Consider the following 22,172-nt stretch of genomic DNA (forward strand, 5'->3'; position numbering starts at 1 on the left):
TTATGACCGCCAGCTTTCAGACGGGTTCCGCGGAAACCAGCATCGGTGTGAACCAGTTGCCAGACACCATTTCTCCCAGTTCTCCGGCGCCGCAGGGCGCCTTCTCTTCGTATTCGAGGTTCGTGCAGCGCCTGCGCCGCAGGTATGCCGCCGAGCTTGCATTGCTTCCCCCGGGCGCGCCGCGGCGCGAATCGATGGCGGTGGCCTACGAGGCACTGCGCCAGCGCGGGGACGGCGTCGGCGACGCTCTGCGCATTGTGCGGCAGCTGGTGATGGAGAGGCTTGTAACTCTTGATTGCGACGAGCAGGCACCGCTGGCCGTGGTGACCACCGCCGTCACCGAGCTCGCCGAACTGGCGCTGGACATCGCTTGCCGCGAGGCCTGCCGCGAACTCGACGCCACGCACGGCGCCCCGCTCGGCCCCGAGGGTCAGCGCGCGCAGCTGTGGATCGTGGGCATGGGCAAGCTCGGCGCGCGCGAGCTCAACGTGTCGAGCGACATCGACCTGATCTACCTCTACGACGTCGACGGCGAGACCCAGGGCGACGCCGACGGGCGCGGCCGCCTGTCCAACCAGGAATACTTCGCGCGCGCCGTGAAGCGCATCTACGCGCTGGTGGGCGACACCACCGAGCACGGCTTCGTGTTCCGCGTCGACCTGGCGCTGCGGCCCAACGGCAACTCGGGCCCGAGCGTGGTCTCGCTCGATGCGCTGGAAGAGTATTTCCAGGTGCAGGGCCGCGAGTGGGAGCGCTTCGCCTGGATGAAGAGCCGCGTGGTCGCGCCGCGCGACGTCGTGCTCGCAGGCCAGGCCCAGGGCCTGCGCGGCGCGGTGCTGCCCTTCGTGTTCCGACGCTACCTCGACTACAGCGTGTTCGATTCGCTGCGCGTGCTGCACCGGCAGATCCGCGAGCAGTCGGCACGCCGCAGCGCCGGGCGCCCCGAGCGTGCCAACGACGTGAAGCTCTCGCGCGGCGGCATCCGCGAGATCGAGTTCACCGTGCAGCTGCTGCAGGTGGTGCGCGGCGGGCAGTTCCCCGAGCTGCGCACGCGGCCCACGCTCGACGCGCTGCAGCGCCTGGCGCGCGCCAACCTCATGCCGCAGGAGACGGCCGATGCGCTGGCCGCGGCCTACGAGTTCCTGCGCCGCGTCGAGCACCGCATCCAGTACCTCGACGACCAGCAGACCCACGTGCTGCCGGTATCCGACGACGACCTGCGCTGGATCGCCCAGAGCATGGGTTACGCGAGCTGCTGCCCCTTCCTCGAGCAGCTCGACACGCACCGCGAGTTCGTCGCGCAGGAGTTCGACAAGCTGCTCGGCGGCGAGAAACCCTGCAACGGCAAGTGCAGCGGAAAGAAGGCCGCCGCCCCCGCCGACCTGGCCGACCTGCTCGGCGACCTGCCCCCGGTGTTCGCCGAGCGCATCCGCGACTGGTGCGAGCAGCCCCGCGTGCTGGCGCTGCGCGAGGAAACCCGCGCGCGCCTGCGCCAGCTGGTGCAGCGCACCGGCCAGTGGCTCAAGGAGCCCGACGGCGACGGCGCGGGCCAGACCCCGCGCCACGTCGACGCCGCCATGCGCTGGGCCGACTGGATCGAGCCGCTGATGCGCCGCGAGAGCTACCTGGCGCTCCTGGTCGAGCGCCCCGCCGTGCAGGAACGCCTGCTGCGCCTGCTGGGCGCGGCCAAGTGGCCCGCACGCTACCTGATGCAGCACCCCGGCGTGATCGACGAGCTCGCGAGCGACGAGATGCTCTCGGGCCGATTCGTCGCCGCCGAGTTCGAGCGCGAGCTCGACGCGCGCCACGCATCGCTCACCCGCACCGGCGAGGCCGACGAGGAGCGGCTGCTGAACCTGCTGCGCCACGCGCACCACGCCGAGGTGTTCCGCACCCTGGCGCGCGACGTGGACGGCCGGCTCACCGTCGAGCAGGTGGCCGACGACCTCAGCGCGCTGGCCGACGCCACGCTGCGCGTGACCGCCCGCTGGTGCTGGCCGCACGTGCGCAACCGGCACCGCGAGGTGCCGCAGTTCGCGATCATCGGCTACGGCAAGCTCGGCGGTAAGGAGCTGGGCTACGGCAGCGACCTCGACATCGTGTTCGTCTACGACGACGACGACGAGCGCGCCGGCGAGGTCTATGCGGCCTACGTGCGCAAGCTCATCAACTGGCTCACGGTGAAGACCCGCGAGGGCGACCTGTTCGAGATCGACACCGCCCTGCGGCCCAACGGCAACTCCGGCCTGCTGACCACCAGCTTCGAGGCCTACGAGAAGTACCAGCTCGGCCGCGGCAGCAACACCGCGTGGACCTGGGAGCACCAGGCCATGACGCGCGCCCGCTTCGTGCTCGGCAGCGAGGACCACGGCGCCGAGTTGGGCGCGCGATTCGACCAGGTGCGCGAGGCCGTGCTCGTGGCGCCGCGCGACCGCGAGGCGCTGAAGGCCGAGATCATCGCGATGCGCAACAAGCTGCGCAGCGCGCGGCCGGTGAAGCCCGACCGCTTCGACGTGAAGCACAGCCCCGGCGGCATGGTCGATGCCGAGTTCGCGGTGCAGTTCCTGGTGCTGTCGTCTTCGGCCGACCATCCCGAGCTGATTCCGAACGTGGGCAACATCGCCCTCCTGCTGCGTGCCGAACTGGCCGGCCTGCTGCCCGAAGGCGTGGGCCGCAGCGCGGCGCGCGCCTACCGCGAGCTGCGCCGCGTGCAGCACCGCGCACGCCTCAACGAGGAACCCACGCAGGTCACGCCGCCCGCGCTGGCGGCCGAGCGCGATGCCATGCTGGCGCTGTGGAAGGCCGTATTTGGCTGAGGGAACCCGTTCCCCGGCCACGACCGCGCTGGCGGCGTGCGCGGTAGCCGTCGCCGTTCTTCTTGCGGGCTGCGCCAGCGGTCCGCGCAGCGGGGGCGGCGTGGCCAGCGGCCGCGACGGCCCCGGGACCAACATCCCGCCCGACCTCGCCAACGTGCCCGACGCCGAACCCCGCGTCGAGCCGATCCGCAGCCTGGGCGGCACCAGCAAGCCCTACACGGTGCTGGGCCGCGGCTATGTGCCGATCACCGACGACCGGCCGTTCCGCGAATCGGGGCTGGCCTCGTGGTACGGGCGCAAGTTCCATGCGGCGTCCACGTCCAGCGGCGAGCCCTACGACATGTACGCCATGACAGCCGCGCACAAGACGCTGCCGCTGCCGAGCTACGTGCGCGTGCGCAACCCGGCCAACGGGCGCGAGGTGATCGTGCGCGTGAACGATCGCGGACCCTTCGTGGACGGCCGCGTCATCGACCTGAGCTACACGGCCGCGCTCAAGCTCGACCTGCTTCGCGGCGTGGCGCCGGTGGAGATCGAGCGGATCACGAACGAGGACATCCGCACCGGCGCATGGCGGCGCGATTCGGGAACGGCGTATGCCGCCGCCGAAACGCCCCCGCCGGTACGGACGGCGCCGGTGCGCGTGGCGAGCGCGGCGCTGCCACAGCAGCAGCAACAGCAAGTGCGCGTGCCGGCCGAATGGGTAGCGCCGGTGGCGATGGCCGGCGGCGACGCGCCGCAGCCCGCATCGACGATGCCCGTCGTTCCGCAGACGCCGATGGCCGCGGCCCTGCCGCCGGGGACGGGGGCGGAGCCGGAATCGGCGCAATCGCCGCCATCCATTCCGCCGGGCCGGCAGGCCATCGTGGTCAACGAACTGCCGCCGCTGCAGGCGGCAGCGGCTCCGCCCTCTGCGCGGCCCTCTACGCCGCCCGCTGACGTCGCTCAGCGACCCGCCGCGGCGCTCCCCGGCTTCTGGGTGCAGCTGGGCGCATTCCGCGAGCGGGACGGTGCCGAGAGCCTGCTGAACCAGGCCGCGCGCGGCGTGCCCTCGCTGGCGTCGCAGCTGCGCGTGTTCAGCGAGGCCGGCACGCATCGGCTGCAGGCCGGGCCATTTGTCTCGCGCAACGCGGCCGGCGAGGTGGTCGGCCAGCTGCGCGAGAACCTGCACATCTCGCCGATGGTGGTCGAGCGCAGGTAGGCGCCTGCGCGCCTTCGCCTTGTGGTCAGAGCAGCGGCTTGACCGCTACCGGAATGCCGCTGGCGACGTTGAGGCGGTTCCAGGTGTTGATCTGCGCGACCGCCACCGACAGCTCGGCAATCTCCAGGTCGCTGAAGTTGGCCTTGAGCGCCGCGAATTCGGCGTCGCGCGCGTCGTAGCGGTCGGCCAGCCGCGTGAGCGATTCGGCCCAGGCCAGCGCCGCGCGCTCGCGCTCGTTGAAGAAGCCCACCTCGCGCCAGGTGGCGAGGCTGTTGATGCGCTGCCATTCCTCGCCCTGCTTGCGCAGGTCGCGCACGTGCATGTCGAGGCAGTAGGCGCAGCCGTTGATCTGCGAGACGCGGGCGTAGACGTAGTCGACCAGCACCTTGCCGAGCGTGCTCGACTCGATGGTGGCGTTGACGCCGAGGATGGCCTCGAAGGACTTCGGGACCAGCTTGAACCAGTTCAGGCGTGCGGTGGTGTTCATGGTTCGGTTTCTCCAGTGGGTTGCGATGGAATCGATCTGCTTACCCACTGAAGACGGGCGGGCCTGGCGCCCTGTGACAGCCGCGCGAACTATTTCGAGGAATAGATCTGCGCGATGCGCACGAGCTTGTCGGGGTTGCGCTGCGCGCGGATGCGCACGATGAGGTCGTTCTCGATCTCGAAGGTCTGGGCCGATTCGAGCTCGCCATCGAGAAAGCGCAGCATGCCGGGCTCGCCGTTGATGTCGACGAGCTCCATGCGCACCGCCGGCCCCAGGCGGCGCCACAGCGCGAAGTACAACTGCGCAAGACGCTGGCTGCCGCGCAGGATCTTGCTGAAGCTCTGCACCTTGCCGCCGCCGTCGCCGATGAGCTCGACGTCCTCGGCCATCAGCGCCTTCAGCTCTTGCAGGCTGCCGCGCGCGGCGGCATCGGCGAAGGCGCGCAGCAGGCGCTCGTGGGTCTCGCGCGGCACGGAGAAGCGCGGGCGCCCTTCCTGCACCTGGAGCCTGGCGCGGTGCACGAGCTGGCGGCATGCGGCTTCGGTCTTGCCGAGGGTGAGGGCGATCTCGTCGTAGTCGGCATCGAACACCTCGCGCAGCAGGAAGGCGGCGCGGGCCTCGGGCGCGAGGCGCTCCAGCACGGCGAGAAAGGCGACGGAGATGTTGTCGGCGCGCTCGAGCAGCTGTTCGGGCGTGGCGGGCGAATCGTGCTCGCCGGTCAGCGTGGGCTCGGGCATCCAGGCGCCGATGTAGTGCTCGCGCTGGACCTTGGCGGCACGCAGCCGGTCGATCGACAGGCGCGTGACCACGGTCACGAGCCAGGCTTCGGCGCTGTCGAGGGTGTCCCTGGCGGCTTCATGCCAGCGCAGCCAGGCGTCCTGCACGACCTCTTCCGCCTCGGCCACGGAACCCAGCATGCGGTAGGCGATGCCCTGCAGGCGAGGGCGGTGGCGGTCGAAGGTGAGGGTTGCGTCGTCCATGCGGGCTAGACGGCTGGCGTCCCCGGTTTGTGACGCCCTCTCACCAACAGGTGGAGTTTTAGGGAGGGCCGTCGCGCACGGCCGTCCCCGGTAGGGGGTTGGCGAAGCGACACGAAATGTCGTGCAGCCTGGGGGCGAGCAACAGTTACGCGCCCTGGTATTCGGGCTTGGGGCCGAGGGTGGCTGCCAGTTCCTTGCGGTAGCGGTTCAGCTCCTGCACCGTCTTGAAGCTGCGGTTCATCAGCAGGCTCAGGTTGTGCAGGATGCGCTCGCCGACCTTGGTTTCCCAGACGGCATCGAACTTGATCTGCTTGTCGAGCCAGTGCTCCAGCCAGTCGGGGTCGGGCATGCGGCTTTGCACGGTGTCGCGCGGGAAGTGCGCCTTGCTGACGTGCAGGTTGGTCGGGTGCAGGGCCTGCGCCGTGCGCCGGGCGCTGGCCATCAGGACGCCGACCTTGGTGAAGGCGGCACGGGCCTCGTCGCCGAACTTCTCCAGCGCGCGCTTCATGTAGCGCAGGTAGGCGCCGCCGTGGCGGGCTTCGTCCTGGCTCAGCGTGGTGTAGATGTGCTTGATGACCGGCTCGGTGTGCCACTGGGCGGCACGGCGGTACCAGTGGTTGAGGCGGATCTCGCCGCAGAAATGCAGCATGAGGGTTTCGAGCGGCGGGGCCGGGTCGAAGTCGAAGCGCACCTCGTGCAGCTCTTCCTCGGTGGGGGCGTGCTTGGGGCTGAAGCGCTTCAGATACTCCATCAGCACGAGGGAATGCTTCTGCTCCTCGAAGAACCAGATGGACATGAAAGCGGAAAAATCGCTATCGTGGCGGTTGTCGCGCAGGAACATCTCGGTGGCCGGCAGTGCCGCCCACTCGGTGATGGCATTCATCTTGATGGTCTGCGCCTGCTCTTCCGACAGCAAGGATGCGTCGAACGACTGCCACGGGATGTCCTTGTCCATGTCCCAGCGGACGGATTCGAGTTGTCTGAAGAGTTCCGGATAGAGCATCTATATCTTTCTAAGGCCGTCGATTTTAATCGGCCCGTTTGGCGCGCCCATGACAGACGCGCGATGATGCGGATACGCGCGTCCTTGCAGCATGGATGCGCATTCCCATTTTTGAATCAGGAGCCGCCATGCGAACCCCCTTCCGATTGTCGATGTTGTGGCGCTGCGCCCCTGCGGTTTCCCTCGTGGCGAGCCTGGTTTCGCCCCTTGCGGCGCAGGCCCAGACCCCCCCTGCAGCGCCCGCCGCCGCGGAGCCCGCGGGATGCCCGGTGATCCTTCAGCACACGTTCCCGCGGCTGCAGGACGAAAAACCCCAATCCCTGTGTCAGTACTCCGGCAAGGTGGTCCTCGTGGTCAACACGGCCAGCTTCTGCGGCTTCACGCCCCAGTACAAGGGCCTGGAGGCGCTGGACATGAAGTACCGCTCCCGCGGCCTGGTGGTCCTGGGCTTCCCGTCGAACGATTTCGCCCAGGAGTCGGGCTCCAACAAGGAGATCGCCGAATTCTGCGAAAGCACCTTCGGCGTGAAATTCCCGATGTTCGCGAAGTCGTCGGTGCGCGGCACGGACGCGAATCCGCTGTTCAGGCAGCTGGCGCAGGCCTCGGGAACCACGCCGAAGTGGAATTTCTACAAGTACCTGATCGGGCGCGACGGCAAGGTCGTGCAGGCATGGTCGAGCATGACGGCGCCGGACGAGAACGGGTTCGTGAACGTCATCGAGAAGCAGCTCGGACCGAACTGACCGTCGGCAACTTTTACCGACCGGTCGATTTCCGTGCTGCCCCACCGGGAACAAACGTTTACAAACCGGACGGGAACCGTGCCGCCGATACCGCGCTCCTAAATCGCGTGGGCAGTGACTGACTTTCGAGTCGCTGCCCCACGGTTTTCATGTTGCGAGGTCTTCCGGGCGCTTGCCGTCTGGTCGAAATCCCGAGGCGATTCTTCTCCTCCTCCCTCCCTCCCTCCTTCGCGTCGGGGCGCCTCGCAGCATTTTTGTATTCGGGCCGGACCGGGTCGCGCCGCACGCGAACCCAGGTCCGATGGGCCCCTCCCGATCGTTCTCCCTGAATCCGGTTTGCGCCGCTGCGCGTAATCGGGTCATGGCCGAAAACGACGACCTCCACCCGGTTCTTGGACGAACCCACTGCGAAGCTCCCGGCATGTCCTGCGCGGACGCCATGCCCCTGCCGGGATTCGCGCGCACCGCTCCCTCCCCCTCCTTCGGACGATCCCGGACCCCGCCCGCCGCGGCCCGCACGGTGCTCGGCCTGCTCCAGCGGCTGTCCTGCGGCTCGCTCACGGTGAGGCTGCCTGACGATTCGGTGCGGCACTTCGGCGCCGCGGCCGGCTCGGGCCCCTCGGCCTCGATCACGCTGCGCAACTGGAATGTCTGCAAGGCTGCGCTCAAGTCGGGCGACATCGGCTTCGCCGAAAGCTACATCGCAGGCGACTGGAGCACGCCCGATCTCACCGAGCTCCTCCGGCTTTTCATCGCCAACCGCCGCGCCATCGAAGACGTGGTGTACGGCAGCTGGGCCGGCCGCCTGCTCTACCGCCTGCGTCACCTGCTGAACCGCAACAGCAAGGCCGGCAGCTCGCGCAACATCCACGCGCACTACGACCTGGGCAATGGCTTCTACGCGCTGTGGCTCGACGAGACGATGAACTACTCGTCGGCCTGGTTCGAGGGCGACCTGTCGAAGCCCATGCCGGAGGCGCAGCGCGCGAAGGTTCGCCGCGCGCTCGAGGCGGTGCACGCGAAGCCCGGCGACCGGGTGCTGGAGATCGGCTGCGGCTGGGGCGCGCTGGCCGAGATGGCGGCCTTCGACTTCGGCGCCTCGGTGACGGGCGTGACCCTGTCGACCGAGCAGCTCACCTACGCCCGGCAGCGCACCGCCGGGCTCGCCGCCGACCTGCGGCTGCAGGACTACCGCGACATCGACGACGCCCCCTTCGACGCGATCTGCTCCATCGAGATGGTGGAAGCCGTGGGCCGCGCCTACTGGCCGGAGTACTTCCGCGCCCTGGCCCGCCTGCTCAAGCCGGGCGGCCGCGCCTGCGTGCAGAGCATCGTGATCGACGACGCGCTCTTCGACCGCTACATCGGCTCGACCGACTTCATCCAGCAGTACATCTTCCCGGGCGGCTGCCTGCCCTGTCCGCGCGAGTTCCGGCTGGAAGCGGAGGCGGCAGGACTGGAGGTGGTGGACGAGTTCGGCTTCGGCGCCGACTACGCCGAAACGCTGCGCCGCTGGCGCGAGAGCTTCCTGGCCCGGCGCGCAAGCGTGCTGCAGCTGGGCTTCGACGAGCGCTTCATGCGCATCTGGGAGTTCTATCTCGCCTACTGCGAGGCGGCGTTCTCGCAGGCGAACATCGACGTGGTGCAGTACACGCTGCGCAGACCTTGAGGGACAAGGAAAAAGGCGCCCTGGGGCGCCTTCCTTTTTTCGCGTTTCGCCGACGCCCGCTCAGGGCTTGGTGTCGATGAAGCTCGGACGCAGCATCAGCTTGTCGAACAGCTTCGCGAGGTTGGCGTTGTCCTTGCGCCAGTCGATCTCGGGGAAGCGCAGGTCCAGCCAGCCCAGCGTGCAGCCCACGGCGATGTCCGACAGGCTCAGGTGGATGCCGCTGCAGAAGGGCTTGTCGCCCAGGCCCTTGGCCATGGCTGAGATGCCGCCCTCGACCTTGGCGCGCTGGCGCTCGATCCAGGCGGCGCTGCGCTCGCCGTCGGCGCGGCCGGACCAGGTGGCTTCCAGGCGCCAGAGCACGCCGGCGTCCATGACGCCGTCGGCCAGCGCCTCCCAGGTCTTGACCTCGGCGCGCTCGCGGCCCTGCTGCGGAATCAGCTTGCCCACGGGCGACAGGGTGTCCAGGTACTCGACGATCACGCGGGAATCGAACATCGCCTCGCCGCCTTCCATGATCAGGCAGGGGACCTTGCCCAGCGGGTTGGAGCTGGAGATGGTGGTGTCGGCAGCCCAGACGTCTTCGATCACGAACTGGTAATCGAGCCGCTTCTCGGCCAGCACCACGCGCACCTTGCGCACGTAGGGGCTGGCGGCGGATCCGATCAGTTTCATGAAGGCTCTCTCCCTATGCATTGATGACGTTTGGTAATAGTCATTTTAGGTGAACGGGAAAACCAGAGGCCCGATCCCCTGCGGATCGTCTCCCCAAACGCCCCGGAAGCGCTCCGCCGGCCCCTGCGCGCGGCGCCCGCCTAAAATTGAGGCATGAGCTTTTCCACCGTTTCCGCCCTTTCCCCCCTTGACGGCCGCTACGCGGCCAAACTCGCGGCGCTGCGTCCGCTGATGAGCGAGCAGGGCTATATGCACCGGCGCGTGCAAGTCGAGGTGGCGTGGTTCATTGCGCTGTCCGACTGCGGTTTCGCCGAATTCAAGCCGCTGACCGGCGGCGCGCGCAAGTACCTGATGGGCCTGGTCACCCACTTCTCCGAGGCCGACGCGCTGGCCATCAAGGAGATCGAGAAGACCACCAACCACGACGTGAAGGCGGTCGAGTACTGGATCAAGTCGAAGTTCGAGGCCCGTCCCGAACTGCTCGCAGCCGCCGAGTTCGTGCACTTCGCCTGCACCAGCGAGGACATCAACAACACCAGCCATGCGCTGCAGATCCAGGCTGCGCGCGACAAGGTGGTGCTGCCGGCCCTCGATGGCCTGATCGCCAAGCTGCGCGAGATGGCGCACCAGTTCGCCGGCGTGTCGATGCTCTCGCGCACGCACGGCCAGACCGCCAGCCCGACCACGGTCGGCAAGGAGATCGCCAACGTGGCGGTGCGCCTGTCGAAGGCCCGCGAGCAGATCGCCGCGGTGAAGCTGCTGGGCAAGATGAACGGCGCTGTCGGCAACTACAACGCCCACCTGGCCGCCTGGCCCGACTTCGACTGGGAAGCCTTCAGCCGCAAGGTCGTCGAGACGCCCGCACCGCTGGGCCTGGGCCTGAGCTTCCAACCCTACAGCATCCAGATCGAGCCGCACGACTACATGGCCGAGCTGTTCGACGCGGTGGCCCGCGCCAACACCATCCTCATCGACTTCTCGCGCGACATCTGGGGCTACGTGAGCCTGGGCTACTTCAAGCAGCGCCTGAAGAAGGGCGAGATCGGCTCCTCGACGATGCCGCACAAGGTCAACCCGATCGACTTCGAGAATGCCGAAGGCAACCTGGGCCTGGCCAACGCGGTGCTGCGGCACCTGAGCGAGAAGCTGCCCATCAGCCGCTGGCAGCGCGACCTGACCGACAGCACGGTGCTGCGCAACATCGGCGTGGGCTTCGGCTACGCCACGCTGGCCTACGCGAGCCTGGCCACCGGCCTGGGCAAGCTCGAGCTCAACGACGAGGCGCTGGCCGCCGACCTCGACGCCTCGTGGGAAGTGCTGGCCGAGCCGATCCAGACGGTGATGCGCCGCTTCGGCGTGCAGGGCGCCTACGAGCAGCTCAAGGAAGTGACGCGCGGCAAGACCGTGACGGCCGAGGCGCTGCACGGGCTGATCCGCTCGCTGGACATCCCCGAGGCCGAGAAGGCCCGTCTGCTGGCCATGACGCCGGCCAGCTACGTGGGCAAGGCCGCGGAGCTCGCCAGCCGGATCTAGGAGGCGTTCGCGCCTTCACGCCGACAGCCGCCCTCGGGCGGCTGTTTCTTTCGCATCCCCGGGGCGCCTGCCGCCTAAACTCGCGCACCCATGGCCCTCAAATCCACCATCTTCAAGGCCACCCTCGCGGTGGCCGACATCGACCACGGCTACTACGCCGACCACGCGCTGACCCTGGCGCGCCACCCCAGCGAGACCGACGAGCGGATGATGATCAGGCTCGTGGCGCTCGCGCTCAACGCGCACCAGCTGCAGGACGTGTGCAACGGCGACGGCACGCTGGCCTTCGGCGCCGGTCTGTCGAACGTCGAGGAGCCCGACGTGTGGCTTCGCGACTTCACGGGCGAGGTCAAGCTCTGGATCGAGGTCGGACAGCCTGAAGACAAACCCATCATCAAGGCCTGCAACAAGGCCGACGAGGTGATCGTCTACGCCTTCAACCACGCGGCCGAGATCTGGTGGCGCGGCATCGAGAACAAGCTCACGCGGCCGCAGAACCTCAAGGTGTACCGCGTGCCGACCAGCGCCTCGCAGGCCCTGGCCGCGCTGGCGCAGCGCAGCATGCAGCTGCAGGCGACGATCCAGGAGAACACGTTGACGCTGGGCGACGGCGCCAACAGCGTCGACATCGAACTGCTGCGCTGGAAATAGGGCTCGCCCCCAGGCTGCGCGCACTTCGTGCGCTTCGCCAACTCCCTACCGGGGGCAACACCTGCGGCCCGGCGAAGCCGGCTCCGCGGTGTTTCGCGAAGGCGCCATGCTCGTTGTTTCTAGACGGCCGGCATCATCTGACCGCACTGCCAGCACTGCTCGAAGCCGCCTTCGATCTGCTCGCCGCACACGCAGCGCCAGCTGCGCTGCGGGCGGTGCTGCAGTTCGTGCAGCAGACGTTTGGCGAGATCAAACTGGGCTTCGTCGTCGATCCAGATCTCGGGCAGGCACTGGTCGGGCGGCAGCTGGCCCATCACCGCGCCGAGGAACTCGCGCTGCACGGTGGCGGCCACGCCCTCCTCGCGCAAGGCGTGCGCCCACACGGTCGCGATCGCGAGGTTGGGCGCTTGCGCAAGACGGCGCATGGTCAGGGGGCCCAGTTCTTCTCGTCGTCGGGATCGAACTCGGGCTCGTCGGCCGATGGCGGCGGCGACGATGGCTCGCGTTCGGCCTCGCGTGCGCGCTCGGCATAGCGGTTGAAGCGCCAGGCCGAGTCTTCCATCGTGATGCGGCGCCATGTGGCGCGCTTCTCGACGGGCGACATGCCGGGCCAGAACTGCACTTCGTCGAAGGTTCGGCCGCAGCCCTTGCATTCGTCGTCGCCCTGGCTGGTGGAGCAGATCGCGATGCAGGGGGTGTCGGGCGTGCTGTCGTACCAGGCCATCCAGGCGGCCCAGGCCTTGGCCGGGAAGCCGACCTCGTCGACCTCGTCCTCGTGATGGAAGACCATGAGCGCGTAGACCTCGGCCAGCGCCCGCAATGCAGGGCCTAGCGTGACGCCGTCGGGCGACGGCGTCTTCTCGCGCCAGTAGTTGATGGCGGCCTCGATGTCGGTGATGTGTATGGCGGCCATGGAGCGTGAAAAAGCAGCGGACGGCGATCATAGTCCGGCAATGTCCCGAAGCGCCGAAGGGACATGGTCGCTATGAAAAGAAGAGCTTCAAGCCCTTTATCCATGGGCATTCCGAAGCAGTTCTCTTTGAATTCCTGAAAACTTTCGATTGCGCCGCCAAGAGCTTCGATGCTCTAATCCGCCGCACGAAGGGGAGTAGCTCCCGACCGCTGCCGGCCACGGCGGCGCGAATCGTCAGGTCGTCAATACGAAGCAAAACACTTCCGGCCTGTCGGGCAACGTACGCGCGGGTTCTTGCGCGCGCGCTGTCGAGCAAGACCTTCGATTTGAACCTGTGCAGGTTTGGTCGAAGCGTTCGCAAGTCCCCGGTGTCCCCCGGCCTTCATTCCTCGCTTTCGACTCGCCCTGCACGGGATGAATCGAAACGCATAGCCATGCGCCTTCCGTCGTCGCCCCTGAAGGGAGAGGCAGGGGCGCGCAGACAAAGAGGAAACCTATGGAAATGTTCATGACCCCGGAGTTCTGGGTCGCAGTCGGTCAGATCATCATGATCGACATCCTGCTGGGCGGCGACAACGCCGTGGTGATCGCGCTGGCCTGCCGCAAACTCCCGCCGGCCCAGCGCACGCAAGGCATCCTGTGGGGTACCGCGGGCGCGATCGCGCTGCGCGTGATCCTGATCTTCTTCGCGCTGACCCTGCTGGCGATCCCGTTCCTGAAGCTGGTGGGCGCGATCCTGCTGGTGTGGATCGGCATCAAGCTGCTGGCTCCCGAACATGACGACGGGCACGGCAACATCACCGGCAGCGACAAGCTGTGGGGTGCCGTCAAGACCGTGATCGTCGCCGACCTCGTGATGAGCGTCGACAACGTGATCGCCATCGCGGGGGCCGCACAAGGCGCCGGCGACAGCCACCAGATGCCGCTCGTGATCTTCGGCCTGCTCGTGAGCATCCCGATCATCGTCTGGGGCAGCCAGCTGGTCATCAAGCTGATGGACCGCTTCCCGATGATCATCACGGCCGGCGGCATGCTGCTGGGCTGGATCGCCGGCACGATGGCCGTCTCCGACCCTGCGCTCGCCAACACCGCCGCCTGGACCTGGGTGCCGAAGGTGCCGCAGACCGACGTGATCAAGTACGCAGCCGGCGTTATCGGTGCACTGCTGGTGCTGGTGGTCGGCAAGTGGGTGGCCGCGCGCCATGCCCGCAACAAGCACGAGGAACCGGCGGTGACGACCGGCTGAACGCCGGCGACCGCGGCCCCGCCACGAACTTCCTGACCAACACTGTCTCTGTCACTCTAACTACCTGAAGGAGCACGCCATGGAAAAGATCATTCTTTACGTCGACGACGCCACCTACGCCTGCGAGCAGTTCGCCGAACTGGCGCCGGACGCGAACAGCGTCGTGGCGCGCCATTGGGTGCTCGTGGCCTGCGCTCCTCGAATGACGCATCGCATCAGCAAGTGGGTGAGCCACAGCGCGCGCGAGAACTGGCGCGCCAAGTGGTTCAGCAAGGTGCAGGCGCAGATGACGCCGCTGCTGGAGCGCAACGGCGGCCAGGTGACGCCGGTGCTGGCCAAGGGCCCGCTGGCCGAGCTCACCGCGCAGCTCAAGCGCGAGCATTCGGCCACTCACGTGGTCGATGCGCGCCGCCCGAAGGTCGGCGTCGACCTGGAGCCGGTGACGCCGGACCAGACGCCGCCTCAGCAGTCGGGCTGGGCCTTCCCTGGCGCGGTGATGGGCATGGGCGCACTGCTCGTGCTGGCGAACGAACTGGCCGAATAAGGCCGCAGGACTGAAGCTCGATTCCCTGCGAGCCCCGGCGCCGAAAGGTGCCGGGGCTCGTTGTCTTTTGCGGGCCCTGGGGTATCCTGCCCCCATGCGCATCATCCTCAAATGGCTGCTCAGCGCCGTGGCGCTGCTGGCGGTCGCATACCTCTACAGCGGCGTCCAGGTCAACAGCTTCGGCTCCGCGCTCATCGCGGCCGCGGTGATCGGCCTGCTCAACATGGTCGTGCGGCCGGTGCTGGTGATCCTGACCCTGCCCGTCACCATCGTCACGCTCGGGCTCTTCCTCTTCATCATCAACGCGCTGCTCTTCTGGGCCGCCTCGGGCCTGCTGGGCGGCTTCCACGTCAACGGCTTCCTGGCCGCGCTGATCGGCTCGCTGCTGTACTCGCTGCTGGGGCTGCTGATCGAGTCGGCGCTGGGCGGGCTGCTCTCCAGGCGCTGAGCGCGCCCGCCGGCTGCTGCTACTTGAGCGGCGGCTCCGCCGCCTGCTCCTTCACCAGCACATCGACCGCGCGGGCGCGGGTGTCGATGATCGACGCCTCGTAGTGGTCGACCACCTTCGACTGGCGGATGATCTCCTGCGCCGCCTTGAAGCGGTCGCGCGCCGCCGGGTAGTCGAGGATCGCCACGTTCGCCTCCGCGTCGGCACGCACCGCGCGCAGAGTGTCGTTCTGCGCGCCATAGAGGCTGCTGAGCGTGCGCCATGCGGTCGCGTCGCGCGGATTGGTGGCGACCCAGTCGCGCAGCACCTGGATCATCGGTGCCGGCTGGCGCATGGCGGCGGCGGCCTCGGCGGCGAGCAGCATCTCGGGCCGATCCTTCGACTTCGCATCGAGCAGGGCTGCAGCCTTGGGCGCCGCGCCGGCGGCAAGCTCGATCTCGGCGCTGAGCCAGCGCGCCTGCCTGGCCGCTGCAGGGTCGTCGGCCACGCGGGCGGTCAGGCGCTCGGCCAGTGCGCGCGCGGCCTTGTAGTCGCGGATTTCCTTCGCCGACAGCGCCGCCGCGTACAGCGTGCCGGCCTGCTGGGCCGGTGAGCTCTTGGCGAATTCGCCGCTGGAGGCAGAGTCGATCCAGAGCCGCAGCACGTCGACGCCCGGGCGCGTCAGCACGCGGGCACGTGCGGCGATCATCGCGTGGTCCATGGCCAGCGGCTGCGGCGGCACCGTGTCCATGTTGAACTGGAAGCGGCCCTGCATGTCGGAGATGCGCTCCGTGGTCAGCGGGTGGCTGCGCAGGTAGGGGTAGGAGCCGTTGTCGTTGAGGCGCGAGGCGTACTGCAGCTTCTCGAACATCGTCGCCGCGCCCTGCGGCGCGAAGCCGGCCTGCGTCATCACGCCGAAGCCGATGCGGTCGGCCTCGCGTTCCATGTCGCGCGAGAAGTTGAGCTGGTTCTGCGCGAACATCGCCTGGCTGCCCATGATCATGGCCTGGCCGGCGTCGGCATTGCGGCTCTTGCCGGCCGCGATCATCCCGAGAATCAGGCCAGCGATCATCAGCGGCATCTGCCGGCCCTGCCGGGTCATGATCCGCGAGATGTGGCGCTGCGTGACGTGCGAGAGCTCGTGCCCGAGCACCGTGGCCAGCTCGTCGCGGCTGCCGACCACGGCCACCAGCCCGAGGTTGAGCCCGAGATAGCCGCCCGGCAGCGCGAAGGCGTTGATGTTTCGGTCGCGGCCCAGCAGGATCGTCCACGCGAAGCGCTCGTCGAGTTCGGGCGTGAGCTCGCCGCGCGCGCGGGCGGCGGCCAGCAGGCGCTGCCAGATGTCCTGCACGTAGGCGGCGATCACCGGGTCGTCGATGTAGTCGGTGTCGCGGTACAGCTCGCGGGCGATCTGGTCGCCCAGGTGGCGCTCGGCGCTGGCGGTCATCTCGCCGCCGTCGCCCATGCCGGGCAGCACCTGCTGGATCTGCGCCAGCGCGGGCACCGGCAGCAGCACCTGGGAAGCTATCAAAACACTAGCGCACAACGACCGCAGGGCGGGCGTCCGCTGGTTTCGGGAGTGGCGTTGGGGAGTCAAGCGCGGCGTTCCTCGTCAAGGGCTCGGGCTCGTATGATGCACGTCCAACCCGATCGTTCACCCATGAGCACCCTCACCCATTTTGACGCCCAGGGCCAGGCCCATATGGTCGACGTGGCCGCCAAGCCCGCCACCCACCGCGTGGCCGTCGCCACCGGCCGCATCGAGATGCAGGCGGCGACGCTCGCGCTGATCGAGTCCGGCACCGCGAAGAAGGGCGACGTGCTGGGCATCGCGCGCATCGCGGGCATCCAGGCAGCCAAGAAGACCAGCGACCTGATTCCGCTGTGCCACCCGCTGGCGCTGACCCGCGTGGCGGTGGCGTTCGCCCTGGCCGATGCGGGAAGCGCCCCCCAGGTGGTGTGCACGGCGACTGTCGAGACCGTGGGGCCGACGGGCGTGGAGATGGAAGCGCTGACCGCCGTGCAGGTGGCGCTGCTGACGATCTACGACATGTGCAAGGCGGTGGACCGCGGCATGCGGATCACCGACGTGCATGTGCTGGAGAAGCATGGGGGCAAGTCGGGGAGCTGGGTGGCGGGGTAGCCCGCCTTCTCAGGAACCCGGGAACCGCGGCTCAGTTCCAGCATTCGCTCGCAGCCGCGAGCGCCGCATCGAAGCCCGTGTAGTTCTCGACCGATTTCCGTCCGGTGTGGGTGACGACATAGTCGCCGCAACGGTCTCCGCTCATCGAACCCGTGCGGGTCGCCTTCAGGCTGTAGCCGGTGCCCGCCGCGTTGGGCGTCAGCGCGATGGTGTAGTTCGCGGCACCTCCACCCGGCAAGGGAGAAGTTCCGAACTGCGTCTTGAAGATCCCGCCGTCCGCGTTGATGTCTGTTCCGCCCGCCGTCTTCGCGTAGCTGTAGTTCTCGCTGTAGTGCCGCTCCAGCCACTGCTGGGCCTGGGAGAGCGAGGCCTTCACCTGCGCGCGCTTGCCCTTGGCGATCTGCTCCTTGTAGCTCGGGTAGGCGATGGCGCTGAGGATCGCGATGATGACCACCGTGATCATCACCTCGACCAGCGTGAAGCCTCCCGCACGTTTGCGCGCCGCGCTCATCGGTGCTTCTCCACGGTGGTCTTCAGGCCGGGGATCTCGCGCCAGAAGATGCGCGACTGGGTGGTGTTCCTCTTCATCGTGACGTCCGAGTTCGGCCCGACGATCCGGGCGCAGGACAGGCCCGCGGTGCAGCGGGCGGTCGAGTCCTCGGGGATGGCGAAGCGCTGGTCGAGGCCGACGATGCCGATCACCGCGCCGGCAGCGCCGGCAATGCCGAAGAGATTCGGCGTCATGGAGACGCCCGCGACACCGTTCACCTGCACGTCCGCGCCCACTCCGGTGTCGGCGCACACGACGCCCTGCGTTGCCTTCTTGTAGACGATGGGAATGTTGACGTCCTTGCCCACGGCCTTCGGATTGCCCAGCACCATGCCCGAAGACAACGACGTTGGAATATTCACATACCAGCCCTTCTTGCTGCTCCAGTCGATGGCATCGGTGGCGCTCTGGACGATCGCCTCGGCCTTCGCCGTGTCGAGGCCCCACGTGCGCTGCTGGAGATCGGTGACGCCCGAGGGAATGGCGCCGGGGGCGGCGGCATAGCCCGGCTTGTCCCAGATTCCGAAGATGCGGTGCTGCCGTACCGTGTCGGGGAAGTCGCCGGAAAAGATCGACTGCCCCGTGCCGAACACCACGACCTGGCCGCCGTGGGGATGAAAGCGCAGCACCGGCGCAGTCGTGATCGGCAGCGTCTTGCTCGAAGCGTCCAGCGCCGAGTACAGCGGTTTGCCGTAGGCCTCCTTCCAGTCCGTCACATCGGTGCTGGAGACGTCGAACTTCCACATGTTGCCCTTGAGATCGCCCGCATAGATCGCGTCGGCGATGCCGTCGTCGTTGGTATCGAGCCAGGTGGGCTGCATCAGTCCGCCGCCGCCCGCCGTGCCGACCTCGATGCGCTTGTAGTGGGCGTTGTCGACCCACTTTCCGGCCGAGCTCGGCCCGTCGATGAAGAGGATGTAGAGCACGGTCTTGCCCGACGTGCTCGACACGCCGTTGCCGAAGAGCACGGCGAACTTGCCGTTGGCCATCCTGGCGACCTGCGCGGCCTGATTGCTTGCCGGATGCACCCCGCCGTCGGAGACCACGTAGCCGAGATCGGCATCGTCCGCTGCGGTGAACTGCCACTTGTAAATGCTGGCGGCATTCGCCTCGGTCAGCGCCCCAGGTGACGTCACATCGAGCGCGAAGATCGCCTTCGCGCCACGCCCGAGGCTGGAGAAGAGGTAGGTCTTCCATGGGCTGGTCGCGGCGGAAGTCTTCACGTCCGCGGTGAAGGGAGACCCGTCCGCATAGGCGCGCAACTCGGTGATGGTGGCGTCCGGCAACTCCTTGAGGCGCGAGGAGAGCGCCTGCGGCACATAGGACATCACCGGCATCAGCGTATCGGCGGTGAAGGCGTGGAGCATGCCGTCCGCGGCGCCCACCCAGACCAGCTTGGCGCGCGACTTCTGTGCGGTCTTGAAGGTGCCGTAGCCCTCGAAGACGGAGCCGAAGAAGTTGGCCGCGGGCCGGTCCTGAAGCCAGGGGTTGGAATTGACCACGCCGCCCATGATCGAATCCGAGTTCCGGTCGCGGAAGGTGCCGCCGTACAGCTTCTCCCTGGTGCGGGTGCCGCGCAGGTAGCCGATGATGTCCTGCTGCACGCTCGTCGATGCATTGAGGCCGGCCAGGTATGCAGCGCCCGCAGGGACGTTCAGGCCTGCATAGGTGAACGGCACGCCGGTGGTACCGAGGTTCGTGATGATCTCGCGCGTCGTCGCGTTCGTGAGGTTGACCTGCCCCCTCGCGGAGGGCGTGCTGCCGAAATTGCCTGCCGAATCCAGCCGGTACGACAGCAGCTCGCCGTGCAGGTCGGAGGCCGAGAAGTTCGCGACGTACTTGTAGTCACCGGCGCGCAGGTCGGGACGCGACACGGCCGGGGCGGAGTTCGAGTTGCCGGTGATGTCCGCGAAGACCTGCCGCAGCGATTCCTCGAGCAGGTCCGGGCGCCGGGCGAGGAAGTAGTTGTCAGGAATGCCGTCGCTGCAGCTGGGCTGGCCGGCAGCCCCGCAGGCGGCGCCGTCGGCACGCTTGACGTCCCACTTGGAGACGGCGTCGGGGAATCCGGTCGGATTCTTCTCAGAGTCCTTGAAGCCGCCGTACTTGGCAACGTACCAGAGGGGGTCCTGGATCGCTACGTCGCCTGAGCCGATCATCTTGTAGTCGAGCCGGGTCTCGCCCTTGACGAAGACGTCGCCGATCTTCACGCACAGGCGCGGGGCCTTGTCGTAACGCCAGTCGGGCGGTGTTGTCCCGTCGTCGTTCAGATAGCACTTGTCTTCCGTGTGCCTGGGCGCGGCCTGCTTGCTGGAGGAAGCATAGACGGCACTCGACTCTCCGGAGGCATAGTTGTTGATGCCGCTGTGGAAGTGGCTCCCGTCCTTGTCGCTGCCCACCACGGTGTAGCCGAAGGCAAAGGGCTTGGCATGCCCGGTGTTCGACTCCAGGGTCTGCGTGAAGATGCGCAGCGTGGGCGGCGTGGTGCTCGCATCGGTCTCGTATCGGATCGAGCCGAGCATGTCCTGGTCCTGGTCTTCGCCGAGCGCCTGGTGCTGCCAGAGCACGAGAAAGGTTCCCGATTCGCCGTTCGCCGCGCGCCTCAGGACCTTGAAGTCCACCATGTTGCCCGGGAGAGGGGGTGTACCGCTCCAATCAATGCTGGCGGGGGTGATGAAGACGTATTTGCTTGGATTGGACCCCGGAACCGGAATGCGGATGGACGCCGACCCACCCGACATCGTCACCGCGTACTGCCGGACCTTCAACACGTTGGCGTTGGCGTCCACGGGCACGGTCAGGTCGGAGCGAACGCGGTTCACATGCGCGTAGTAGGCGGCGCCCGCGCCAAGATAGGTACCCCGCATGTTCGGCGCCTCGGGGCACAGGCCCGCCACGAGGCTCAGGTTGCCGATGAGCTTGCCGGTGCAGATGCCGTTGACGTCCGTGCCGTTGGAGCCCGCCAGGCGGGTCGTGCCCGAAATGCCTTCATGCTCGGAGTTGCCGATGAGGTCCGTGTAATAGGCGGCGCTATGCGGTGCGCCGATGCCTGAAGCGCTGTCGTTGAAGGCGCCCATCTTGTCTCCATCGAAGGTTCCCACGCCGCTGGAGACGGTGACCATGTTGAGCGGGCGGCAGATGTTCTTGCCGTAAAGCGACTCACGCGACTTCTGCGAATTCGGATAGACCGGATTTGCCTGGAGCGGATCGATCCAGGCGGGAGACGGCAGGCCGAGCGTCTCGTCTTTTTTTCCGCCGCTGTAGAGGGCCTTTTGTTTGGAGTGGTGGGCGTAGTAACGCAGCCCCTCCAGGAGAATTTCGCCGATGGGATTGCCCCATGACGGGCACTTCCCATTCTCGATGTTGTAGGAGGTGCAGGTCGTCGAGTAAATTCCCTTTGAGGGGTTGTACCCGAACGGCCTCAGCTGGTTCAGCGAATAGATGATGCCGCGGTCATTGGCGTCGGAAAAAACCTTGAACACGCCGGTCTGCGCATCGATCTCGTCGTTGATCTCCGACATGTTCTTTCGAAGCACGCCACCATCGAGATTGGTGTCGAAGGAACCGAGGAACATCGCGAATTCGGCTTTGGCCGGACTGCGGCCGTAATCGCTGCTCTCGCCGAACTCATTCAGCAGGCCGATAGGCTTCAGGTTCGAGTTCGGATACTGCTTGCAGCGCTCTTCCCCGATGAGGTCCTTCTTGCAGACCTCGACGCGGGCCAGGTATTCGTCGGCCCTTGAAGGTAAGCTGCCGTTGTGGGCCGATGCGCCGCCAGCTCCCACATAGTTGTCGGTCATGAACTGCACGGTCGACGGCTGCCACCCATATCGTTGCTCGTTGCTCCAGTTGCAGCTCAGGACTTCCGTCATGTTCCAGAGGATGTAGTTGCCTTCGGCCGCACGAATCACGGGCCTCAAAGTGGATACCTGCGACTCCTGCGTATCGCCGCTTCCAGGATTTTCATGACGCCGGCACAGGGTCAGTCCGCTCGCATAGGAGAACGGCGTGAGGCGGATCAAGTCGCGGCCGTTGTAGTATTTCGCATAGGCCTGGCTGTTGCGAGGCACGAATGCCATTTCGAGCACGGTCTTGCCGGGTCTGCCCGGCGAGCCGGCCTCGTCGGTGGAACGCAAGCCGCCGTAGAGGATCTTGCGCAGCACATCCATGCGGGACATGGTGGCCCAGTTCAGGAAATTGCCGCTCCAGAGACTGGAGGTGGTCGCGGATGCGCCGGCGCAGTAATACCTTTGCGAGCCCGCAGGATCTCCGTTGACCGTTTCCCTGTCGGCCAATTTGTTCGGAACGAAATTGCCGCTTTGCGTGCTGTAGCTGTAGCACTTCGTGGGATCGAAGTAGCCGTAGTACTTGAAATGGGGCAGGAAGAAATAATCGATGCTGCCGTCGAAGTTCAGGTCTTCGTAGTCGGTGTAGGCGCGGCTGAACATGCTGTAGTCCTTGGACACGTTCAGCACCACCATCGGGAGGTTGGGGTCCGGATTCACATTGGGCGGAATCGCCTGGATCTGGGCATTGGAAGCGGCGGCGCCAACCAGTGCCAGCATCGCAACCAGCTTCGGGATCGATGATTTCATTT

19 protein-coding genes are annotated in these 22,172 nt (G+C 67.2%); 10 read left to right on the forward strand and 9 right to left on the reverse strand.

Translation table 11 applies throughout. The annotated features are described in order from the left end of the window. The first annotated feature begins 2 nt into the window (after positions 1-2). Together glnE and ACTJLF_RS14235 are read left to right on the forward strand one after the other, a co-directional pair. Positions 3-2,816, forward strand: coding sequence for a bifunctional [glutamate--ammonia ligase]-adenylyl-L-tyrosine phosphorylase/[glutamate--ammonia-ligase] adenylyltransferase (gene glnE / locus ACTJLF_RS14230; protein ID WP_354423797.1), 2,814 nt, complete (start codon positions 3-5; stop codon positions 2,814-2,816). Further along, entirely contained in the window at positions 2,809-4,017 is a 1,209-nt protein-coding gene (locus tag ACTJLF_RS14235; protein WP_440883283.1) for a septal ring lytic transglycosylase RlpA family protein, read from the forward strand. Before glnE ends, ACTJLF_RS14235 begins: the two co-directional genes overlap by 8 nt. Positions 4,018-4,042: 25 nt before the next feature. Here the strand turns inward: ACTJLF_RS14235 and ACTJLF_RS14240 are convergent, their stop codons facing one another. From ACTJLF_RS14240 to ACTJLF_RS14250, 3 genes are all read right to left on the reverse strand, one after another. Continuing rightward, positions 4,043-4,504 carry a carboxymuconolactone decarboxylase family protein gene (locus tag ACTJLF_RS14240; protein WP_126183708.1) on the reverse strand — a complete coding sequence of 154 codons (462 nt, stop codon included), beginning with the start codon at positions 4,502-4,504 and terminating at the stop codon, positions 4,043-4,045. 89 nt (positions 4,505-4,593) lie between these two features. After that, positions 4,594-5,484 carry an RNA polymerase sigma-70 factor gene (locus ACTJLF_RS14245; RefSeq protein WP_440883284.1) on the reverse strand — a complete coding sequence of 297 codons (891 nt, stop codon included), beginning with the start codon at positions 5,482-5,484 and terminating at the stop codon, positions 4,594-4,596. Positions 5,485-5,629: 145 nt separating this feature from the next. Next, positions 5,630-6,487 (reverse strand): ferritin, encoded by an 858-nt coding sequence (locus tag ACTJLF_RS14250; RefSeq protein WP_019653852.1) that lies wholly within the window; start codon positions 6,485-6,487, stop codon positions 5,630-5,632. Positions 6,488-6,615: 128 nt separating this feature from the next. Here ACTJLF_RS14250 and ACTJLF_RS14255 point away from each other — a divergent pair, with 128 nt between their 5' ends. After that, complete coding sequence (locus ACTJLF_RS14255; protein WP_019653851.1) at positions 6,616-7,230, forward strand: glutathione peroxidase; 615 nt, start codon at positions 6,616-6,618, stop codon at positions 7,228-7,230. A gap of 421 nt (positions 7,231-7,651) precedes the next feature. Beyond that, positions 7,652-8,899: a class I SAM-dependent methyltransferase gene (locus tag ACTJLF_RS14260; RefSeq protein WP_440883285.1), complete on the forward strand. Its 1,248-nt coding sequence runs from the start codon at positions 7,652-7,654 to the stop codon at positions 8,897-8,899. Positions 8,900-8,959: 60 nt separating this feature from the next. Here the strand turns inward: ACTJLF_RS14260 and ACTJLF_RS14265 are convergent, their stop codons facing one another. Further along, complete coding sequence (locus ACTJLF_RS14265; protein WP_019653849.1) at positions 8,960-9,571, reverse strand: glutathione S-transferase N-terminal domain-containing protein; 612 nt, start codon at positions 9,569-9,571, stop codon at positions 8,960-8,962. A gap of 153 nt (positions 9,572-9,724) precedes the next feature. Here ACTJLF_RS14265 and purB point away from each other — a divergent pair, with 153 nt between their 5' ends. Together purB and ACTJLF_RS14275 are read left to right on the forward strand one after the other, a co-directional pair. Next, the gene (purB, locus tag ACTJLF_RS14270; RefSeq protein WP_132754361.1) at positions 9,725-11,104 is read left to right on the forward strand and encodes an adenylosuccinate lyase; all 1,380 of its coding nucleotides are present in this window, start codon (positions 9,725-9,727) and stop codon (positions 11,102-11,104) included. A 90-nt stretch (positions 11,105-11,194) separates the two neighbouring features. Continuing rightward, positions 11,195-11,755 carry a YaeQ family protein gene (locus tag ACTJLF_RS14275; protein ID WP_019653847.1) on the forward strand — a complete coding sequence of 187 codons (561 nt, stop codon included), beginning with the start codon at positions 11,195-11,197 and terminating at the stop codon, positions 11,753-11,755. A gap of 119 nt (positions 11,756-11,874) precedes the next feature. Here ACTJLF_RS14275 and ACTJLF_RS14280 read toward each other — a convergent pair whose 3' ends face one another. Further along, positions 11,875-12,180 (reverse strand): putative signal transducing protein, encoded by a 306-nt coding sequence (locus ACTJLF_RS14280; RefSeq protein ID WP_126183705.1) that lies wholly within the window; start codon positions 12,178-12,180, stop codon positions 11,875-11,877. A 2-nt stretch (positions 12,181-12,182) separates the two neighbouring features. Then, positions 12,183-12,668 carry a DUF3717 domain-containing protein gene (locus tag ACTJLF_RS14285; protein ID WP_440883286.1) on the reverse strand — a complete coding sequence of 162 codons (486 nt, stop codon included), beginning with the start codon at positions 12,666-12,668 and terminating at the stop codon, positions 12,183-12,185. Between the two features lie 496 nt (positions 12,669-13,164). Between ACTJLF_RS14285 and ACTJLF_RS14290 the strand changes: the two genes are divergently transcribed. From ACTJLF_RS14290 to ACTJLF_RS14300, 3 genes are all read left to right on the forward strand, one after another. Further along, positions 13,165-13,914 (forward strand): TerC family protein, encoded by a 750-nt coding sequence (locus tag ACTJLF_RS14290; RefSeq protein WP_019653845.1) that lies wholly within the window; start codon positions 13,165-13,167, stop codon positions 13,912-13,914. A gap of 79 nt (positions 13,915-13,993) precedes the next feature. Continuing rightward, the gene (locus tag ACTJLF_RS14295) at positions 13,994-14,458 is read left to right on the forward strand and encodes a hypothetical protein (RefSeq protein ID WP_019653844.1); all 465 of its coding nucleotides are present in this window, start codon (positions 13,994-13,996) and stop codon (positions 14,456-14,458) included. 94 nt (positions 14,459-14,552) lie between these two features. Then, the gene (locus ACTJLF_RS14300; protein WP_019653843.1) at positions 14,553-14,906 is read left to right on the forward strand and encodes a phage holin family protein; all 354 of its coding nucleotides are present in this window, start codon (positions 14,553-14,555) and stop codon (positions 14,904-14,906) included. Between the two features lie 19 nt (positions 14,907-14,925). Here ACTJLF_RS14300 and ACTJLF_RS14305 read toward each other — a convergent pair whose 3' ends face one another. Continuing rightward, the gene (locus tag ACTJLF_RS14305) at positions 14,926-16,350 is read right to left on the reverse strand and encodes a M48 family metalloprotease (RefSeq protein ID WP_440883326.1); all 1,425 of its coding nucleotides are present in this window, start codon (positions 16,348-16,350) and stop codon (positions 14,926-14,928) included. A 195-nt stretch (positions 16,351-16,545) separates the two neighbouring features. On the opposite strand from ACTJLF_RS14305, the gene moaC reads away from it, so the two are divergent. Then, positions 16,546-17,028 (forward strand): cyclic pyranopterin monophosphate synthase MoaC, encoded by a 483-nt coding sequence (gene moaC, locus ACTJLF_RS14310; protein WP_019653841.1) that lies wholly within the window; start codon positions 16,546-16,548, stop codon positions 17,026-17,028. Positions 17,029-17,059: 31 nt separating this feature from the next. On the opposite strand, the gene ACTJLF_RS14315 is transcribed toward moaC, so the two are convergent. Together ACTJLF_RS14315 and ACTJLF_RS14320 are read right to left on the reverse strand one after the other, a co-directional pair. Further along, positions 17,060-17,539, reverse strand: a complete 480-nt coding sequence (locus ACTJLF_RS14315; RefSeq protein WP_145759573.1) for a type IV pilin protein — start codon at positions 17,537-17,539, stop codon at positions 17,060-17,062. Continuing rightward, positions 17,536-22,170 carry a pilus assembly protein gene (locus ACTJLF_RS14320; protein WP_440883287.1) on the reverse strand — a complete coding sequence of 1,545 codons (4,635 nt, stop codon included), beginning with the start codon at positions 22,168-22,170 and terminating at the stop codon, positions 17,536-17,538. The genes ACTJLF_RS14315 and ACTJLF_RS14320 overlap by 4 nt, the downstream gene beginning before the upstream one ends. Between the last annotated feature and the right edge of the window lie 2 nt (positions 22,171-22,172).

Source organism: Variovorax sp. 22077 (genome assembly GCF_052044195.1).
Taxonomy (GTDB): Bacteria; Pseudomonadota; Gammaproteobacteria; order Burkholderiales; family Burkholderiaceae_C; genus Variovorax; species Variovorax atrisoli.

Excerpts from the sequence above, each read along its gene's own strand:
- glnE (WP_354423797.1), top strand. The coding sequence starts at position 3 with ATGACCGCCAGCTTTCAGACGGGTTCCGCGGAAACCAGCATCGGTGTG.
- ACTJLF_RS14240 (WP_126183708.1), bottom strand. The coding sequence starts at position 4,504 with ATGAACACCACCGCACGCCTGAACTGGTTCAAGCTGGTCCCGAAGTCC.
- ACTJLF_RS14245 (WP_440883284.1), bottom strand. The coding sequence starts at position 5,484 with ATGGACGACGCAACCCTCACCTTCGACCGCCACCGCCCTCGCCTGCAG.
- ACTJLF_RS14250 (WP_019653852.1), bottom strand. The coding sequence starts at position 6,487 with ATGCTCTATCCGGAACTCTTCAGACAACTCGAATCCGTCCGCTGGGAC.
- ACTJLF_RS14255 (WP_019653851.1), top strand. The coding sequence starts at position 6,616 with ATGCGAACCCCCTTCCGATTGTCGATGTTGTGGCGCTGCGCCCCTGCG.
- ACTJLF_RS14260 (WP_440883285.1), top strand. The coding sequence starts at position 7,652 with ATGTCCTGCGCGGACGCCATGCCCCTGCCGGGATTCGCGCGCACCGCT.
- ACTJLF_RS14265 (WP_019653849.1), bottom strand. The coding sequence starts at position 9,571 with ATGAAACTGATCGGATCCGCCGCCAGCCCCTACGTGCGCAAGGTGCGC.
- purB (WP_132754361.1), top strand. The coding sequence starts at position 9,725 with ATGAGCTTTTCCACCGTTTCCGCCCTTTCCCCCCTTGACGGCCGCTAC.
- ACTJLF_RS14275 (WP_019653847.1), top strand. The coding sequence starts at position 11,195 with ATGGCCCTCAAATCCACCATCTTCAAGGCCACCCTCGCGGTGGCCGAC.
- ACTJLF_RS14280 (WP_126183705.1), bottom strand. The coding sequence starts at position 12,180 with ATGCGCCGTCTTGCGCAAGCGCCCAACCTCGCGATCGCGACCGTGTGG.
- ACTJLF_RS14285 (WP_440883286.1), bottom strand. The coding sequence starts at position 12,668 with ATGGCCGCCATACACATCACCGACATCGAGGCCGCCATCAACTACTGG.
- ACTJLF_RS14290 (WP_019653845.1), top strand. The coding sequence starts at position 13,165 with ATGGAAATGTTCATGACCCCGGAGTTCTGGGTCGCAGTCGGTCAGATC.
- ACTJLF_RS14295 (WP_019653844.1), top strand. The coding sequence starts at position 13,994 with ATGGAAAAGATCATTCTTTACGTCGACGACGCCACCTACGCCTGCGAG.
- ACTJLF_RS14300 (WP_019653843.1), top strand. The coding sequence starts at position 14,553 with ATGCGCATCATCCTCAAATGGCTGCTCAGCGCCGTGGCGCTGCTGGCG.
- ACTJLF_RS14305 (WP_440883326.1), bottom strand. The coding sequence starts at position 16,350 with ATGGGCGACGGCGGCGAGATGACCGCCAGCGCCGAGCGCCACCTGGGC.
- moaC (WP_019653841.1), top strand. The coding sequence starts at position 16,546 with ATGAGCACCCTCACCCATTTTGACGCCCAGGGCCAGGCCCATATGGTC.
- ACTJLF_RS14315 (WP_145759573.1), bottom strand. The coding sequence starts at position 17,539 with ATGAGCGCGGCGCGCAAACGTGCGGGAGGCTTCACGCTGGTCGAGGTG.
- ACTJLF_RS14320 (WP_440883287.1), bottom strand. The coding sequence starts at position 22,170 with ATGAAATCATCGATCCCGAAGCTGGTTGCGATGCTGGCACTGGTTGGC.